At 71.1% G+C, this 17,635-nt stretch carries 13 protein-coding genes, 2 tRNA genes and 1 pseudogene; 11 read left to right on the forward strand and 5 right to left on the reverse strand.

Annotated elements, in window-relative coordinates:
• The first annotated feature begins 64 nt into the window (after positions 1–64).
• The gene (locus tag D7231_RS04550) at positions 65–1,153 is read left to right on the forward strand and encodes a YlbL family protein (protein WP_120753625.1); all 1,089 of its coding nucleotides are present in this window, start codon (positions 65–67) and stop codon (positions 1,151–1,153) included.
• Positions 1,154–1,263: 110 nt separating this feature from the next.
• Here D7231_RS04550 and D7231_RS04555 read toward each other — a convergent pair whose 3' ends face one another.
• Positions 1,264–1,854: a PPA1309 family protein gene (locus tag D7231_RS04555; RefSeq protein ID WP_120753626.1), complete on the reverse strand. Its 591-nt coding sequence runs from the start codon at positions 1,852–1,854 to the stop codon at positions 1,264–1,266.
• 144 nt (positions 1,855–1,998) lie between these two features.
• On the opposite strand from D7231_RS04555, the gene D7231_RS04560 reads away from it, so the two are divergent.
• The 4 genes from D7231_RS04560 to D7231_RS04575 all read left to right on the forward strand — a co-directional run bounded on the left by D7231_RS04560 (position 1,999) and on the right by D7231_RS04575 (position 7,270).
• Positions 1,999–4,878: a UPF0182 family membrane protein gene (locus tag D7231_RS04560; RefSeq protein WP_120753627.1), complete on the forward strand. Its 2,880-nt coding sequence runs from the start codon at positions 1,999–2,001 to the stop codon at positions 4,876–4,878.
• A 42-nt stretch (positions 4,879–4,920) separates the two neighbouring features.
• A tRNA-Met gene (locus tag D7231_RS04565) sits at positions 4,921–4,994 on the forward strand.
• Positions 4,995–5,230: 236 nt separating this feature from the next.
• Positions 5,231–7,108: a tetratricopeptide repeat protein gene (locus D7231_RS04570; protein ID WP_120753628.1), complete on the forward strand. Its 1,878-nt coding sequence runs from the start codon at positions 5,231–5,233 to the stop codon at positions 7,106–7,108.
• Between the two features lie 88 nt (positions 7,109–7,196).
• A tRNA-Met gene (locus D7231_RS04575) sits at positions 7,197–7,270 on the forward strand.
• 41 nt (positions 7,271–7,311) lie between these two features.
• Here the strand turns inward: D7231_RS04575 and D7231_RS04580 are convergent.
• Positions 7,312–7,728, reverse strand: coding sequence for a Fur family transcriptional regulator (locus D7231_RS04580; protein WP_120753629.1), 417 nt, complete (start codon positions 7,726–7,728; stop codon positions 7,312–7,314).
• 188 nt (positions 7,729–7,916) lie between these two features.
• On the opposite strand from D7231_RS04580, the gene D7231_RS04585 reads away from it, so the two are divergent.
• On the forward strand, positions 7,917–9,407 hold the full coding sequence (locus tag D7231_RS04585; RefSeq protein WP_120753630.1) for a catalase: 1,491 nt from the start codon (positions 7,917–7,919) through the stop codon (positions 9,405–9,407).
• Between the two features lie 225 nt (positions 9,408–9,632).
• On the opposite strand, the gene D7231_RS04590 is transcribed toward D7231_RS04585, so the two are convergent.
• Together D7231_RS04590 and hisN are read right to left on the reverse strand one after the other, a co-directional pair.
• On the reverse strand, positions 9,633–10,049 hold the full coding sequence (locus D7231_RS04590; RefSeq protein ID WP_120753631.1) for a CBS domain-containing protein: 417 nt from the start codon (positions 10,047–10,049) through the stop codon (positions 9,633–9,635).
• A gap of 195 nt (positions 10,050–10,244) precedes the next feature.
• Complete coding sequence (gene hisN / locus D7231_RS04595) at positions 10,245–11,051, reverse strand: histidinol-phosphatase (RefSeq protein ID WP_120753632.1); 807 nt, start codon at positions 11,049–11,051, stop codon at positions 10,245–10,247.
• Positions 11,052–11,177: 126 nt separating this feature from the next.
• On the opposite strand from hisN, the gene D7231_RS04600 reads away from it, so the two are divergent.
• Positions 11,178–11,837: a TetR/AcrR family transcriptional regulator gene (locus tag D7231_RS04600; protein WP_120753633.1), complete on the forward strand. Its 660-nt coding sequence runs from the start codon at positions 11,178–11,180 to the stop codon at positions 11,835–11,837.
• A 19-nt stretch (positions 11,838–11,856) separates the two neighbouring features.
• Here the strand turns inward: D7231_RS04600 and D7231_RS04605 are convergent, their stop codons facing one another.
• A complete protein-coding gene (locus tag D7231_RS04605) occupies positions 11,857–12,903 on the reverse strand; it encodes an ABC transporter substrate-binding protein (RefSeq protein WP_120753634.1) in 1,047 nt (348 codons plus the stop codon).
• A 165-nt stretch (positions 12,904–13,068) separates the two neighbouring features.
• Between D7231_RS04605 and D7231_RS04610 the strand changes: the two are divergent.
• The 4 genes and pseudogenes from D7231_RS04610 to D7231_RS04630 all read left to right on the forward strand — a co-directional run.
• Positions 13,069–13,224 (forward strand): annotated as a pseudogene (locus D7231_RS04610) (helix-turn-helix domain-containing protein); the annotation flags it as partial.
• Positions 13,208–14,416 (forward strand): RNA-guided endonuclease InsQ/TnpB family protein, encoded by a 1,209-nt coding sequence (locus D7231_RS04615; RefSeq protein ID WP_120753636.1) that lies wholly within the window; start codon positions 13,208–13,210, stop codon positions 14,414–14,416. The pseudogene D7231_RS04610 and the gene D7231_RS04615, both read left to right, overlap by 17 nt.
• 186 nt (positions 14,417–14,602) lie before the next feature.
• Positions 14,603–15,583, forward strand: a complete 981-nt coding sequence (locus D7231_RS04625; protein WP_120753637.1) for an ABC transporter permease — start codon at positions 14,603–14,605, stop codon at positions 15,581–15,583.
• The gene (locus tag D7231_RS04630; protein WP_120753638.1) at positions 15,580–17,613 is read left to right on the forward strand and encodes an ABC transporter ATP-binding protein; all 2,034 of its coding nucleotides are present in this window, start codon (positions 15,580–15,582) and stop codon (positions 17,611–17,613) included. The genes D7231_RS04625 and D7231_RS04630 overlap by 4 nt, the downstream gene beginning before the upstream one ends.
• Positions 17,614–17,635: the final 22 nt, after the last annotated feature.

The following is a 17,635-nucleotide window of genomic DNA, read 5'->3' on the forward strand; positions in this document are numbered from 1 at the left end:
CGCCCGCTCCCCGGACGGACCGCCCCGCGGGTGGACTGTCAGACCCGTCCCGTACTGTCGTTCCATGCCCCGCCGCACCGCGACGATGCTCGCCTCCCTCTTGATGCTGATCGCGCTCCTCTGCGCGGGCGTGCTAATCCCCGTGCCCTACGCGGAAATGTCGCCGGGGCCGACGGTCAACACGCTCGGTGAGCACGGCGGGGAGCCGGTCCTCCAGATCTCCGGCCGCAAGACGTATCCGACGACCGGCAATCTGAACATGACGACGGTCCGCGTCACCGGCTCCCAGTACCGGATGAACCTAGTGGAGGCGGTCTACGGCTGGATCGCGCACGACAACCTGGTCGTCCCGCACTCCACGCTCTACCCGGACGACAAGACGCCCGACGAGCTCAACCAGGAGACGGCGGAGGAGTTCACCCAGTCCCAGGAGAGCGCCAAGGTGGCGGCGCTCAAGCAACTGGACATCCCGGTCGGCACGCGCACGGTGGTGTCGTCGGTCGTCAAGAACAGCCCGGCCGAGGGGCAGCTGCACGCCGGCGACGTGATCAAGGCCGTCGACGGCACGGAGATCAAGCAGCCCGGTGACGTCGCCAAGCTGGTCACCAAGCACCAGCCCGGCCAGAAGGTCACCTTCCGGATCATTCCGGCCAAGGAGGCCGCGGCGGCCGAGAAGGAGAAGCGGCAGCCCTCCGGCGAGCAGGACGTCACCCTCACCACGGCCAAGGCGCCCGACGACAAGCGGGCCGTGGTCGGCATCCAGGCCGGTACGGACCACACCTTCCCGTTCACGATCAACATCAAGCTGGCGGACGTCGGCGGGCCGAGCGCCGGGCTGATGTTCGCCCTCGGGATAGTCGACAAGCTCACGCCCGGGGACATGACCGGCGGCAAGTTCATCGCGGGCACCGGGACCATAGACGACAGCGGCAAGGTCGGCCCGATCGGCGGCGTCGAAATGAAGACGGTGGGCGCGCGCAACAAGGGCGCTCAGTACTTCCTGACGCCGAAGGACAACTGCGCGGCCGCCGCGAAGGACAAGCCGTCCGGGCTCACGCTGGTCAAGGTCGACACCATCGGCGACGCCGTCGGCGCCCTGGAGAAGATCCGCAAGGGGGATTCGGCGGGGCTGCCCCTCTGCTCGGCAGGGTGAGGTCCCGCTGCCGGGTCTCCGCCCCGGCCCCGGTCCCCGAGCGCCGGACGGGCTGAGTCTTCAGCGCGCCCGGCGCCCGAGGCGCCCGGAGGTCATGCGGACCGGTCCTCCTAGTCCTCGAACGTCGCCGCCAGCGCCTCCGCCAGGCCCGGCACCAGGTCCGGGCCGGTGAGGACCTCGGTCGGCGAGTCCTTCTCGCGCAGCCGCACCGCGGTCTCCCGCGCGCCGTCCCGCAGCACGGCGACCGTCATCCGGACCTCCTGCCGCTCCGGGTGGGCGGCGACCCACTTGGCGAGCTGCTTCTCGCTCATGCCGTTGGGCACGGTGCCCTCGGCGGACGGCGGCAGCATCAGCCGCTCCACGGTCAGGGCGCAGCCCGTCACCGCGTCGGGCCACGCGATGGTGCCGAGGAACTTGTCCAGGGGGGTGCCCGCCTGGATCTCGTCCTGCTCGATCGGGGTCAGGGAGCCGGCCTGGGTGCTCTCGTCGAGCCCGAGCTGATCGGCGAGGCCGGGCTCCTGGGCGCGCAGCTTGCCGGTGTCGACCAGGGCGAACAGCCGCGCGGGCTGGTCCCAGCCGAGGGTGGCGGCGTACTGGTCGATCTCGAGGACGGCGCGGGTCAGCGGGCTGGCCGCCATGGGGACGTCGCCGCCCGGGCCGGACGGAAGGGAGGGGTCGGGGGTGCTGGAAGTGCTGGACATGAGCAATATCGTGCCCTGAGAGTGACCGAAAACGGGAACTGAGTAAAGCCTCGGTAAGTTGCCACCTTGGGCCCTAGTATCGCTGGGCCCTGATCGACAGCTCCATCCACAGCGAACTTCGAGGTGCGCACCTTGGCTTTCCAGATGCCGGACCGCGGCGGAGGCCCGACAGGGCCACGGATCAGAGTCGGCCGTCCGTCCCGGCGGATCCGGACCCTGCTGACGACACTGGGAGTGCTGGCCGCACTGGCCATGCTCTTCGTGATGTTCGCGGGGTTCTGGACGGACTGGCTCTGGTACCGCTCGGTGGACTACTCCTCGGTCTTCACCACCACCCTCGGCACCAAGATCGGCCTGTTCGCGGTCTTCGGCCTGCTGATGGCGCTCGCGGTGGGGGTCAACGTCTGGCTGGCCCACCGGCTGCGGCCGCCGCTCAGCGCGATGTCGATGGAGCAGCAGAGCCTCGACCGCTACCGGATGAGCATCGCGCCGTACAAGAAGTGGGTGCTGCTGGCGGTCACCGCGCTCGTGGGCCTGGTCGCCGGCGCCTCGGCGGCCGGTCAGTGGCGCACGTGGCTCCAGTGGGTCAACGGCGTCTCCTTCCACCAGAAGGACCCGCAGTTCCACAAGGACATCTCCTTCTACACCTTCGACCTGCCCTGGTACCGCTTCCTGCTGAGCTTCGGCTTCGCCGCCGCGGTGCTGTCGCTGATCGCCGCCGCCCTGGTGCACTACCTCTACGGCGGCCTGCGGCTGACCAGCCCGGGCCACCGGGCGACGGCCGCGGCCACGGGGCACCTCTCGGTGCTGCTCGGCATCTTCGTGGGCCTGAAGGCCATCGCCTACTGGCTGGACCGCTACGGCCTGGCGGTGAAGTCCAGCGGCCTGAAGTCCACCGACGGCTGGACGGGCCTGCGCTACGTCGACGCCAACGCGTATCTGCCGGCCAAGACGATCCTCTTCATCATCGCGCTGATCTGCGCGGTGCTGTTCTTCGCCACGCTGTGGCGGCGCACCTGGCAGCTGCCGGTGATCGGCTTCGGGCTGATGGTGCTGTCGGCCGTGCTGATCGGCGGGCTGTACCCGGCGATCGTGCAGAAGTTCCAGGTCCAGCCGAACGAGCAGGCCAAGGAAGCGCCGTACATCAAGAAGAACATCACGGCGACGCGCGAGGCCTACGGGATCGACGATTCCGACGTCAAGAACTACAAGGGCAACAGCAACCTGACGGGCAAGGACCCCGAGAAGGTGCGCGCCGAGGTGAACTCGACGGCCAGCCTCCGCCTCCTCGACCCGAACGTCGTCTCGCCCGCCTTCCAGCAGGAGCAGCAGGTCAAGGGGTACTACCAGTTCCCCTCCACGCTGGACGTCGACCGCTACAAGGTGGACGGCAAGGAGCAGGACACGGTCATCGGTCTGCGCGAGCTCAACCTCAAGGGCATTCCCGAGCGCAACTGGATCAACGACCACTTCAAGTACACCCACGGCTACGGCGCCATCACCGCGAAGGGCACCACGACCGACAAGGCCGGCGCCCCGGACTTCACGGCCAAGAGCCTGCCGACCGAGGGCCTGTTCCCCGCCTACGAGCAGCGCGTCTACTACGGCGAGAAGACGACGCAGTATTCGATCGTCGGCGGTCCGCAGGAGGAGCTCGACTACCCCTCGGACAAGGGTGAGCAGAGCTACTCGTACAAGGGCAAGAGCGGCGTGAGCCTCTCCAACCCCGTCAACCGGGCCGCTTATGCGGTGGCTTTCGGCGAGCCGCAGATCCTCTACTCGGGCGCCATCGGAGAGGGTTCGCGGATCCTCTACAACCGCACGCCCAAGGAGCGCGTCGAGGCGGTCGCCCCCTGGCTGACCATCGACGGTGACGCCTATCCGGCGGTGGTCGACGGCCGCATCCAGTGGATAGTGGACGCGTACACGACGACGAACGGCTATCCGTACGCCTCCCGCACGACCCTCGGTGACACCACGGCCGATTCGCTGACGACCGGGCAGCGCGCCGTGGTCGCGCAGCAGAACCAGGTCAACTACATCCGCAATTCCGTCAAGGCGACCGTGGACGCCTTCGACGGCAAGGTGAAGCTCTACCAGTGGGACACCAAGGACCCGGTCCTCAAGACCTGGATGAAGGCGTTCCCGGGCACGGTGAAGGCGAAGAGCGAGATCGGCTCGGCGCTGATGGACCACCTGCGCTACCCGCAGGACCTCTTCAAGGTCCAGCGCGAGCTCCTCTCCCGCTACCACGTCACCGACCCGGAGACGTTCTACACGGGCAGTGAGCGCTGGGAGGTGCCGGACGACCCGACCAACACCAAGGGCAACGCCGTCCCGCCGTACTACCTGAGCATGAAGATGCCGGACCAGCAGAAGCAGGCCTTCTCGCTGACCACCACCTTCACGCCCAAGAACCGGCCGAATCTCGGTGCCTTCATGGCCGTGGACGCCGATGCCAAGAGCGCGGACTACGGGAAGATCAGGATTCTGAAACTCCCGTCCGAGACCTCGGTGTGGGGACCCCGGCAGGCGCAGGGCAATTTCAACAGCCATCCGCCCGTCGCCGACCAGATCAACATCTGGAAGAAGGGCGATTCCGAGGTCGAGTACGGAAACCTGCTGACCGTGCCCCTGGACGGCGGGCTGCTGTACGTGGAACCGGTCTATCTGCGGGGTGCGGGCTCCAATTACCCGCGCCTGAAGAAGGTGCTGGTGAACTACGGCGACAAGATCGCTTTCCGGGACACCCTCGACGAGGCCCTGGACGAGATCTTCGGGAGCAAGGGCGAGCCCACGAAGCCCCCGGCCGAAGGCACCCAGAAGCCGTCGCCCTCTCAGGACCCCACCGTCAAGCAGGCCCTGAAGGACGCCCAGGACGCCTTCGCGGCGAGCCAGAAGGCCCTGGAGAACAAGAACTGGGCGGATTACGGCAAGGCCCAGGACGCCCTGAAGGACGCCCTGGACCGGGCCGCCAAGGCCGAGGCCAAGGCCGCCGAGAAGAGCGGCAAGCCAGGAAGTTGATCAAGGCCCGCCCCGCGCCGTGGTACGGTTGTTCCACAACAGCGCGGGGTGGAGCAGCTCGGTAGCTCGCTGGGCTCATAACCCAGAGGTCGCAGGTTCAAATCCTGTCCCCGCTACTTCAAGACAAGGCCCGGAGTCCGGCTACGGACTCCGGGCCTTGTCGTTCCCGGACCCCGCCGGCCACCCCGGCCGTGCGGTGTCCGGGTGACGCGGACTGTGCGGGTTGTGTGCGGGGCTTCTGTGGAGAGTTTGGAGCCCCGTCGTGTCGGGAAGTCGGGAAGTCGACAAAACGCTGAAGTGACCTCACTGGCTGCGGTATACCAGGTGTACGCGGGTTGCGGGTGGTGCGACGATGGGGCTTATGGGGGACAGGACGACGCTGTGGGAGACAGGCCGGCTTGTAGAGGCTCCCGGTGACGGGAGCGATCAGGAAATGCCGGGGCTCCGTCCCGGCACGGCGGACTCCGCCGACGCCGGCGACGCCGCCGACCTCGAGCTGGAGACCGCCCGCCGCCGCGCCGCGGAGGGCAGCGATCCCGCCGCCCTGAGCATGCTCGGCGCCCTGCTGCTGCGCCGTGGAGACCTCGACGGGGCGGAGCGCCACCTGCGCGCCGCCACGGCCGAGGGCGACCGCTCCGCCGCCAACAACCTCGGCGTCCTGCTGCACCAGCGGGGCTACGCCGACGAGGCCGCCGGGTGGTGGCGCATCGCCGCCGTCGCCGGGTCCCCGGCCGCCGCGCACGCCCTCGGCCGCTACCACCGTGAGCGCGGGGACGAGCCCGCCGCCGAGTACTGGCTGCGCCAATCGGCTGAATCCGGGCACGCTCTGGGCGCCTACGCCCTCGCGGACCTCCTGGAGCACCGGAGCGACGTCGGCGCCGAGCGCTGGTTCCGGGCCGCGGCCGAGCGGGGCCACCGCGAGGCCGCCTACCGCCTCGCCCGCATCCTGGACGGCCGCGCGCCGCGCTCCCGCGCCGAGGCCCTCGGCCCCGGCGGCGTCGAGACCTCCGTGCGCGAGCTGCGCGCCGCCGCGGCGGGCGGCCGCGACAGCAGCGGCCCGGCCCGCGAGGCCGAGCAGTGGTACCGCCAGGCCGCCGCCCGCGGCCACCGCCGGGCCGCCCTCCACCTGGGCACCCTGCTGGAGGCCCGCGGCGAGTCCCAGGAGGCCGCCCGCTGGTACCTGACGTCCGCCAAGGACGGCGAGCCCCGCGCCGCCTGCGCCCTCGGCTTCCTGCTGCGCGACGCCGGGGACACCGACAGCGCCGCCGTGTGGTGGCGCCGCGCCGCCCAGGAGGGCGACGGCAACGCCGCCAACGCCCTGGGCGCCCTGCACGCCGACCGCGGCGAGTCCCAGGAGGCCGAGCGCTGGTACCGCACGGCGCTCGACCACGGCGACGTCAACGGCGCGTACAACCTCGGCCTGCTCTGCGCCGAGCAGGGCCGCACCGCCCAGGCCGAGCAGTGGTACCGCCGCGCCGCCTACGCCGGCCACAAGGAGGCCGCCAACGCCCTCGCCGTGCTGCTCCTCCAGGCCGGTGACACGGCCGGCGCGGAGCCGTGGTTCTCCAAGGCCGCCGAGGCGGGAAGCGTCGACGCCGCCTTCAACCTCGGCATCCTCTACGCCGGGCGGGACGAGGACCGCACGGCCTTCCAGTGGTACGAGCGGGCCGCGTCGGCCGGGCACACCGATGCCGCCCTCCAGGTCGCCATGGCCCACCTGCGCGACGGCGACGAAGAGGCCGCCGAGCGCCACCTCCGCGTGGCCGTACGGGGCGGCAGCGCGGAGGCCGCCTTCCGCCTGGGCGCGCTCCTCGACCGGGACGAGGAAGCGCGCGAGGAGTGCGAGGAGTGGTACGGGCGGGCCGCCCGGCAGGGCCACCGCCGCGCCCAGGTGCGGCTCGGGATGCTCGTCGCCGAGCGGGGCGACGTGGTCGAGGCCGCGCACTGGTACCGCGAGGCGGCCGAGGCCGGCAGCCGCAACGGCGCCTTCAACCTGGGGCTGCTGCTGGCCCGCGAGGGCAGCGAGCCGGAGGCCGCCCTGTGGTGGGCCCGCGCGGCCGAGTCCGGCCACGGGCGGGCCGCCCTGCGGCTCGCCCTGCTGGCGGCGCGGCGGGGCGACCTCACGGAGGGGCGGCACTGGTGCGACCGGGCCGTCGCGCTCGGGCCGCCGGAGGTGGCCGAGCGCGCCGCGCGGCTGAGAGACGCGTTGCAGCAGGAGCTGACCGCCTAGGGCCGGCTGCCCGATGCGGCCGGATCGGGCAGCCCGGCGTACCTCATTTGCCTCAGCAGCCCTCGCCGGGTTAGTGTGAACCTACCGACGCGGGGTGGAGCAGCTCGGTAGCTCGCTGGGCTCATAACCCAGAGGTCGCAGGTTCAAATCCTGTCCCCGCTACTGAAGGCCAAGGCCCGGATCCTCAAGGATCCGGGCCTTCGTCATGCCGCGGAGCAGCCCGGGCACAGTCCGCGGTAGGTGACCTCGACCGCCGCCACCTGGAAGCCGAAGCGCTCCTCGGCGGGCAGCCCGGCCAGCAGGTCGCCCAAGGGGTGGACGTCCCGGATGGTGCCGCACTGCGAGCACACCAGGTGCTGGTGCGCGTGGTGGGCGTTGGGGTCGTAGCGCTTGGCGCGCCCGTCCGTGCTCACTTCCATGATCTCGCCGAGCGAGACCAGCTCCCCGAGCGTGTTGTACACGGTCGCGCGCGAGATCTCCGGCAGCAGTTCGGCAGCCCTGGCGTGCACCTCGTCCGCGGTGTAGTGCACGTGGTCCCCGTCGAGGACCTCGGCGACGACGCGTCGCTGCGCGGTCAGCCGCCAGCCGCGTCCCCGGAGCCGTTCCAGCAGGTCACTCATGCCATTCACCTATCAGTCAGATAGGACCAGCGTAGCAGCGGCCCTAGTCCACCATTGGATCTCATATCTATGTCACATCCATCTTGACTTAGACATTGTCTAATGTAGGATCGAGCTCGGCTCAGGCCAAGCGACCGGCTCAAAAGACCGGTCGACCGGTCAGGGCCGAGTGACGGACGAGATGACGGATGACGGAGGCACACGTGCCGGTTCAGGGCGAGGACATCTACACGACGGGCCCGCTGACCACGGAGTCCGGAGCTCCGGTCGCGGACAACCAGAACGGTGAGACCGCGGGCGTCGGCGGCCCCGTCCTGATCCAGGACCAGTCGCTGATCGAGAAGCTCGCGCACTTCAACCGCGAGCGCATCCCGGAGCGCGTGGTGCACGCCCGCGGCGCCGGTGCGTACGGCACGTTCACCGTGACCGCCGACGTCACCCGGTACACCCGGGCGGACTTCCTCTCCGAGGTGGGCAAGCAGACCGAGACGTTCCTGCGGTTCTCGACCGTCGCCGGCAGCCTCGGCTCCGCCGACACGGTGCGCGACCCCCGCGGCTTCTCCCTCAAGTTCTACACCGAGGAGGGCAATTACGACCTCGTCGGCAACAACACCCCGGTGTTCTTCATCAAGGACGCCATCAAGTTCCCCGACTTCATCCACACCCAGAAGCGCGACCCGTACACCGGCTCGCAGGAGGCGGACAACGTCTGGGACTTCTGGGGTCTCTCCCCGGAGGCCACCCACCAGGTGACCTGGCTGTTCGGCGACCGCGGCATCCCCGCCTCGTACCGCCACATGAACGGCTACGGTTCGCACACCTTCCAGTGGAACAACGCCGACGGCGAGACCTTCTGGGTCAAGTACCACTTCAAGACCGACCAGGGCATCAAGAGCTTCACCCAGGCCGAGGGCGACCGGATCGCCGGCGAGGACCCGGACTTCCACCAGCGCGACCTGCGCGAGGCCATCGAGCGCGGCGACTTCCCGACCTGGACCCTCCAGGTGCAGATCATGCCGGCGGACGAGGCGGCCCATTACCGCTTCAACCCGTTCGACCTCACCAAGGTGTGGCCGCACGAGGACTACCCGCCGATCGAGATCGGCAAGCTGGAGCTCAACCGCAACCCCGACAACATCTTCGCCGAGGTGGAGCAGGCGGTCTTCTCGCCGGCGCACTTCGTGCCGGGCATCGGCCCGTCCCCCGACAAGATGCTCCAGGGCCGGCTCTTCGCCTACGGCGACGCCCACCGCTACCGCGTCGGCATCAACGCCGACCACCTGCCGGTCAACCGCCCCCGCGCCACCGTGGCCCGCACCTACGGCCGCGACGGCTACGCCTACGACGGCCGCCACGGCCGGGCCAAGAACTACGAGCCCAACAGCTTCGGCGGCCCGCAGCAGAGCGGCGCGGCGCTGTGGCAGTCCACCGCGGTCAGCGGGGTCACCGGCACGCACGAGGCGCCCACGCACGCCGAGGACAACGACTTCGTCCAGGCGGGCAACCTCTACCGGCTGATGTCGGAGGAGGAGAAGGAGCGCCTGATCGCCAACCTCGCGGGCTTCATCGCGAAGGTCTCGCGCGACGACATCGCCGAGCGGGCCATCAACAACTTCCGCCAGGCGGACGCGGACTACGGCAAGCGGCTCGATGCCGCCGTCCAGGCACTGCGCGGCTGAGAAGCCACTGGACGCTTGCCGTACACACCGGAGGGGCCGGACGCCATTGGGCTCCGGCCCCTCCGGCTGTCCGGCGCCCCCTTTGCGGCTAAGCCGCCGCCGCTCTCGCGGAGGTGGTGACTCGCCGTAGGGGTCGCTCAATGGCTGCTTGCCGTGCATGACCCGGAGAGGCCGGACGCCGTTGGGCTCCGGTCTCTCCGGCTGCGCTGCGCACTCGTGCTCCGTTCAGCCCGCCAGCATGCCGGCGTCCTGACGGGCCCCGCGGGTCCCCGCCCGCACCCAGCACCGGATGATGTCCCGCACCGACACCACCCCCACCGGGCCGTGGCCGTCGAGGACGATCAGGTGCCGGAAGCCGCCGTGCGACATGGCCGCGGCGGCCTCGTCGAGGGTCCACTCCGGGGCCGCGAAGACGACGTCCGTCGTGGTGTGCGCGTGGGCCGTCTCCCGGTCCGGGTCCTGCCCGGCGCCTACCGAGTTGAGGATGTCCCGCTCGGTGAGGATGCCGAGCCCGCTGGTATCGGGGTCGAGGACGACCGCGGCCCCTATCCTGCGCGCGGACATCAGCCGGGCCGCCTGGCGGAGGGTGTGGGCGGGGCCGATGGTGAGGACCACCGTGCTCATGGCGTCGCGGACGAGCATGGCTGGAGCCACCTCCTTGGTGGACCGTGAACCCCCAGAAGGGATTCACAAGTTCACAAGCGTGGGTCCTTCATCGTCACACGACACGGCCCGCCCAACAAGGGGCGCGTGGGGCCGTAACCGCGCTCGGGGGCGCCGCCGTGCCCGCACCGGCCCGCTCCGGGCGTGCGGGACCGGAAGCCGGCCCCGCACGCGCTACGTCCGGAGGTAGCCCAGCAGCTCGTCGTGGAGCAGGCCGTTGGACGCCGCGGCGTTGCCGCTGTGCGGGCCGGGGCGGCCGTCCAGGCCCGTGAAGCGGCCGCCGGCCTCCTCCACGATGACCACGTTCGCCGCCATGTCCCACAGCGACAGCTCCGGCTCGGCGCAGATGTCCACCGATCCCTCGGCGACCATCATGTACGGCCAGAAGTCGCCGTAGCCGCGGGTCCGCCAGCAGTCGCGCGTGAGGTCGAGGAAGCCCGGCAGCAGGCCGCGCTCCTCCCAGCCGCTGAGCGAGGAGTACGCGAAGGACGCGTCCTCGATGCGGCCCACCCGCGACACGTTCAGGCGGGTCGCCGACGTCAGGCTGCGGCCGGTGTACGCGCCCGAGCCCCGGGCGCCCCACCACCGGCGGCCCAGCGCCGGTGCCGACACCACGCCCACGACGGGCTCGAAACCGACCGATCCGCCCTGCTCGACCTGCACCATGAGCGAGATCAGGGTGGCCCAGACCGGCACGCCGCGCACATAGTTCTTGGTGCCGTCGATGGGGTCGATCACCCAGCGGCGCGGGCCCGTGCCCTCGCTGCCGAACTCCTCGCCCAGCACCGCGTCGCGCGGCCGCGCACGCTGGAGATGGCCGCGGATCAGCTCCTCGGCGGCCTTGTCCGCCTCGCTCACCGGGGTCATGTCCGGTTTGGTCTCGACCTTCAGGTCGAGGGCCTTGAACCGGTCCATGGTGGCCGCGTCTGCGGCATCCGCAAGGACGTGGGCCAGACGCAGATCATCGTGGTAGTCGGACATGGCTGAACAGTACCTGTGGCATCCGCTTCGGGCCTCGCGGCCCGCCCACGGCTCTTGACACCGTATGGCGGCACGTCAATTCTGTGGCCACAGCCGTAGTGCGGCCGTACGGCCGGGGAGGCGACCATGCCCGCGGCACGAGAGCTCTTGCTGGACGCGGCCTTCGCGGCGCTGCGCAGCCGGCCCTGGAACGGGGTCCGGATGGTGGACGTCGCGGCCGCGGCCGGGGTGTCCCGGCAGACGCTCTACAACGAGTTCGGCAGCAAGGACGGCCTGGCCAGGGCCCTGGTGCGGCGGGAGGCGGAGGCCTTCCTGGCCGGCGTCGAGCGGGCCCTGGCGGCCGCGCCCGCCGCCCCGGCCGCCGCCGGCGCCGATGCCGGGGCCCGCTGCGCGGCCGCCGCCTGCTGGATCCTGCGCACGGCCCGGGCCAACCCCCTCGTGCGGGCCGCGCTCACCGGCTGCCGCGGGGACCGGCTGCCCGTCGCGGCGGCCCCCGTCCTGCCGGCTCCGCGCGGCCCGTTCGCCCCGGCCGCGCCGCGCTCCGCGCCCGGCGCCGCGGCCCTCACCGACGCTGTACGGGAGCGCACCGTCCGCGCGGTCTCCGGCACGGCGGGGGAGCGGGTGCCGGAGGCCGTGCAGTGGGCCTGCGAGGCGGCCGTACGGCTGACGTTGTCCTTCGTCGTCGCCCCGGGCGCGTCGGACGAGGAGGCCGCCGCGCAAGTCGCCCGTCTGGTCCGCACCCTTGTGGGCGAGCACGACGCGGCGGGGTCCCGTACGGATCAGTGAGCCCGCCCGCGGGCACCGGCTATTTCAGCCACCCGATCCGGACGCTGTTCTCGTCGCCCAGCCCCGGCGCCCCGGTGTTGGCCAGGCCCTTGCGGATCGCGAGGATCTGCGGGCGCTGGTAGAGCGGCACGGAGTGGCCGAGCTCCCAGAGCTTCGCGTCGGCCTCGTTGTACAGCGCGACCTGCTTCCCCGCGTCCGTGGTCCGGGACGCCTCCACCAGCAGCTTGTCCACCTCGGGGGACGAGACCCGGCCGTGGTTGTTGAAGGCGTTGTCGCCGTCCGGCTGCCGGTAGTCCTGGTAGGAGCTGGAGCGGTAGATCCGGTCGACCTGGCGGAACAGCGTGAGGTCGTAGTTGCCCCGGTGCACGTACCGGTCGAAGTAGTCGTCGCCCGGGACCTTCCGCAGGCCGACCTTGACGCCGATCTCACCGAGCATCTGCTGGGTGAGCTTGGCCTGGTCCTCGGCGAGCCCGATCGCGTCGGCGGGCATCACGTACTCCAGGGCCAGCTGCTTGCCGTCCTTCGTCCGCGGCTTCCCCGCGCCCTCGTCCTTCCAGCCCGCCTCGTCCAGCAGCTTCTTCGCCCGTGCGACGTCGCGCTTGCCGAAGGAGCCCGCGTTGTCCTGGTAGCCCTCCTGGTTCGGCATGAAGAAGTGGTTGTTGACGAGCTTCGGCCGGAACGGCAGGTCCTTGCCCGCGACCTTCGCCAGCGCCTCGCGGTCCACGCCGAGCGTCACCGCCTGGCGCGCCCTGACGTCCTGGAGCGGCCCGCGGCCGCCGTTGAGGCTGAGGGTGACCTGGTCCCAGCGGGCGCCGATGCGGAAGTCGGTGTCCTTGTCGCCCTTGAGGCGCTGGTAGTCCTCGGGGGCGGAGGCCGGGGTGTCGTCGATCTCCTTGTTGAGGTAGGCGTCGGTGCGGGCCTTGCTGTCCATGGCCCAGAAGATGTACTTGTCGAGCTTCGGCTTCTCGCCCCACCAGGCGGGGTCCGGCACGAGCGTGATGGTCTTGGCGGTCTTGTCGTACGCGCCGACCTTCCAGGCGTTGCCGGTCAGGAGGGCCTTTTCCATCCGGCTCGCGTCGTAGCTGTTCGGGGCGGCGTTTACCGTCTGAAACGGTCAGTTTTGCTGCTGCATACGCGCTGGAAAGCGCAATGCTGGTCGGTTCTGGTGTTCTGGTATTCAGCCATGACCCACGTGAGTACGTTGATCGTCATGTAGCTCCGCTACCAGTTCCGCATCGACCCGGCACCGGCTCAGTGCATCACGCTGGCCAAGGTGTTCGGGTGCGCGCGAGTGGTCTACAGCGACGGGCTGCGTATGTGTCTTGAGGCGGATGAGGCAGGGCACAGGATTCCGAGTGAGGAGGCCGACCGTGCACCGGGCGTATAAATTCCTCCTCCGCCCTACCGTCCGCCAGGCCGCCGCGCTCGGCGAGATGCTGCGGGATCACTGCTCCCTCTACAACGGCGCCTTGCAGGAACGCCGCGACGCCTACCGGCACCCGTCGAAGACGACGGTTCGGTACGGGCAGCAGTCCGCGCAGCTCAAGGAGATACGGGCATTCGCCCCCGAGCGGCAAGGCCGCTGGTCCTTCTCGTCCCAGCAGGCCACCTTGCGCCGCCTGGACAAGGCTTTCCAAGCCTTCTTCCGGCGCGTGAAAGCAGGGGAGAAGCCCGGATACCCCAGGTTCCGGGGTGCGATGTGGTTCGACACCGTGGACTTCCCCAAGGACGGGGACGGCTGCCGGTGGGACTCGACCCCGCACGACCCCGTCACCCGCGTCCGTCTGCAAGGTGTCGGGCATGTCCGCGTGCACCAGCACCGGCCTGTAAAAGGCCGGGTCAAGACCGTCAGCATCAAGCGCGAGGGGTGGCAGTGGTACGTCATCCTCGCCTGTGACGAGGTTCCGGCCGAACCGCTTCCCACCGCAGGCGCGGTGACCGGCATCGATATGGGCGTCACCCACTTCCTCACCACCTCCGAAGGCACCCACGTCGGAAACCCCCGGCACGGCAAACGCAACGCCGATGCCCTCGCCGACGCTCAGCGGGTCCTCAAGGCGTTCGGTCGCCGCAAGCGGGAGAATCGCACCGCGAAGCACCGCCAGGCGGTGGAGAAGGTGGCCAAGCTGCACCGCAAGGTGCGCCGTCAGCGCCTTGACCACGCGCACAAAGCCGCGCTCGCACTGGTCCGTGACTACGATCAGATCGGTCACGAGCGGCTGAACATCGCGAACATGGTTCGTACCCCCAAGCCGAAGCCCGACCCCGCCGCCCCCGGCGCCTTCCTCCCGAACGGCGCCGCATTGAAGGCCGGGCTCAACCGAAGCATTCTTGACGCGGGTTGGGGGGTGTTCCTGGGCATCCTCGCGCAGAAGGCTGAAAGCGCCGCTCGTGTACTGATCCCGGTGGACCCCCGCAACACCTCGCGCACCTGCCCTAAATGTGGGCACGTTGACAGCGAGAACCGCCACGGCGAAAAGTTCCAGTGCACCTCATGCCAGCACATCGACCACGCCGACCGCGTGGGAGCCTGGAACGTTGCGCTCAGGGCCGGGCTGGTCCTTCCTGACGTGGCATAGCCGCCAACAGGAGAAGCCCCCTGGATTCATCCGGGGGGAGGAGTCACCGGCAAGAGCGACGTCAACTCCGTCGTCGCGGTGAACGTGTTCGCCGCCGTCATGGTGCTGCTCTCCGGCTTCCTGGCCGACGTCCTCCACGCCGCGCTCGACCCGCGCGTCCGCACCAGCTGAGCGAGGCACCCCGCCATGACCACCACCGCCACCCAGCCCGCCCCGCCGCCCGCCGCCGGGCCGCCCGCGGCAGCCGCCGCGCCCGCCGCCCGCGGCCGGGGACGCGTCGCCCTGCGCCGCTTCGCCGCCGGCCGCAACGCCGTGACCAGCGCCGCCGTCCTCCTGCTGCTCTTCCTGCTCGCCTTCGTGGGCCCCTACTTCACCCACTGGAGCCACACCGACATCGACTACAGCGCCCTGCGCGAGGCCCCCTCCGCCGACCACTGGTGGGGCACCAACCGCATCGGCCAGGACGTCTACGCCCAAGTCCTCCACGGCTTGCAGAAATCCCTGCTCATCGGGCTGCTCACCGCGCTGACCGCCACCGTCCTAGCCTCCGTCGTCGGCGCCTGCGCGGGCTACTTCGGCGGCTGGACCGACCGGATCATGACCTTCTTCATCGACCTGCTCCTGGTCTTCCCCGCCTTCCTGATCATCGCCATCGTCTCGCCCCGGCTGCGCGACAGCGGCTGGATCGTCTTCGTCGCGCTCCTCGCCGTCTTCGGCTGGATGATCACCGCGCGGGTGGTGCGTTCCATGACCCGCTCCCTCCGGGAGCGCGAATTCGTGCGCGCCGCCCAGCTCATGGGCGTGCACCCGCTCCGCATCATCGTGCGCCACATCCTCCCCAACGTCTCCTCCTTCCTCATCGTCGACGCCACCATCGCCGTCGGCGGCGCCGTCATGAGCGAGACCGGCCTGTCCTACTTCGGCTTCGGCGTGCAGCCCCCCGACGTCTCCCTCGGCACCCTCATCGCCGACGGCTCCGACGCCGCCCTCACCTACCCGTGGATGTTCTTCTTCGCCGCCGGGCTCCTCGTGGTCTTCGTCCTCGCCGTCAACTTCCTCGGCGACGGCCTGCGCGACGCCCTCGACCCCACCTCGGGCCACCCTCGCACCAGGCGCCGCCCGCGCCGGAACGGACACCAGCCAGGACCGCGCCGCCCGCCGACGTGAGCACCCCGGCACGTACGGACGCCGCCCTGGCCGTACGCGGTCTCCGCGTCGACTTCGACGGCCCCGCGGGCCCCGTGCCCGCCGTCCGCGGCGTCGACCTCACCCTGCGCCGCGGCGAAGTCCTCGGCCTCGTCGGCGAGTCCGGTTCCGGCAAGTCCACCGTCGCCCTCGCCGCCATGGGGCTGCTGCCGCGCACCGCCCGCGTCCGCGGCTCCGTCCTGGCCGGCGGCACCGAGATGCTCGGCGCGGGGGAGAAGGCGCTGTCCCGGCTGCGCGGGCGCCGCGTCGCGATGGTCTTCCAGGACCCGCTCTCCGCGCTCACCCCTGTCCACCGCGTCGGCGACCAGATCGCCGAGGCCGTCCGCGCCCACCAGGACGTGAGCCGCGACCACGCGCGGCGGCGCGCCGTCGAACTCCTCGACCTCGTCGGCATTCCCGACCCGGGCCGGCGCGCCCGCGCCTACCCGCACGAGTTCTCCGGCGGCATGCGCCAGCGCGCGGTGATCGCCATGGCCGTCGCCAACGACCCCGACGTCATCCTCGCCGACGAGCCCACCACCGCCCTCGACGTCACTGTGCAGGCCCAGATCCTCGACGTCCTGCGCACCGCGCAGCGCGAGACCGGCGCCGCGCTGCTGCTCGTCAGCCACGACCTCGGCGTGATCGCCGGGATGGCCGACCGGGTCGCCGTCATGTACGCGGGGCGCGTCGTGGAGAGCGCGCCCGCGCACGAGCTGTTCGCCGCGCCGCGCATGCCGTACACCATCGGGCTGCTCGGCGCCGTGCCCCGCCCAGACACCGACGGGCGCCCCCTCACCCCCGTGCCCGGCTCGCCGCCCGACCTGCGGCTGCTGACCGGGGGATGCCCGTTCGCGCCGCGCTGCCCGCTCGCGGACGAGGCCTGTGCGGCGGACGAGCCCGCGCTCGCGGGGCCCGGCGAGCACGTCACCGCGTGCGTGAAGACCCCCGGGCCCGATCCGTACCCCGTGCCGGAGCCCGTGCCCCCGGCCCGTACGGGCGTGCCCCGCGAGGACCTGCCCTCCGTCCTGCGCGTCCAGGGGCTCGCCAAGACCTTCCCCGTCTTCAAGGGCGCCGCCTTCCGCCGCCGCGTCGGCAGCGTGTACGCCGTCGACGGCGTCGACCTGGACATCCGGCGCGGGGAGACCCTGGGGCTCGTCGGCGAGTCCGGCTCCGGCAAGTCCACCGCCCTGATGGAGATCCTGCGGCTCGCCCGGCCCGAGGCGGGGGAGATCGAGCTCCTCGGCCGGCCCGTCGGCGGGCTCACCCAGCGCGAGGCGCACACCCTGCGGGGCTCCGTGCAGATCGTCTTCCAGGACCCCATGGCGAGCCTCGACCCCCGCATGCCGGCCGGCGAGATCATCGCCGAACCGCTGCGGGCCCAGGGGCGCGGCCGGGCCGCCGTCGCCGGGCGCGTCCCGGAGCTCCTGGAGCTCGTCGGCCTGGAGGCCGGGCACGCGGACCGCTTCCCGCACGAGTTCTCCGGCGGGCAGCGGCAGCGGATCGGCATCGCGCGGGCGCTCGCCGTCGAGCCGGAACTGCTCGTCCTCGACGAGCCGGTGTCCGCGCTGGACGTGTCCGTCCAGGCCGGCGTGCTCAACCTGCTCCAGCGCCTCAAGCACGAACTGGGGCTCGCCTACCTGTTCGTGTCGCACGACCTGGCCGTCGTGCGGCACATCGCGGACCGGGTGAGCGTCATGTACCTCGGGCGCACCGTCGAATCCGGCCCCGTCGGGGAGGTGTTCGCCCGGCCCCGGCACCCGTACACGCAGGCGCTGCTGTCGGCCGTCCCGGTGCCGGATCCCTCGCGGGAGCGCGCCCGCGAACGGATCCTGCTGGCGGGCGACCCGCCGAGCCCCGTCGTACGGGACGAGGGGTGCCGGTTCCGGGGGCGGTGTGCGGTGTACGCGGCGCTGGGGGAGGCGGACGGGTCACGGTGCGAGGGGGTGCGGCCGGCCGCACGGGAATTCGGCGAGGGGCATGTGGCTGCGTGCCACTTCGCGGAGGCGTAGCGGGCCCCTCAGCCCTCGGCGA

It is taken from the genome of Streptomyces klenkii (assembly GCF_003626645.1).
GTDB classification, from domain to species: Bacteria; Actinomycetota; Actinomycetes; order Streptomycetales; family Streptomycetaceae; genus Streptomyces; species Streptomyces klenkii.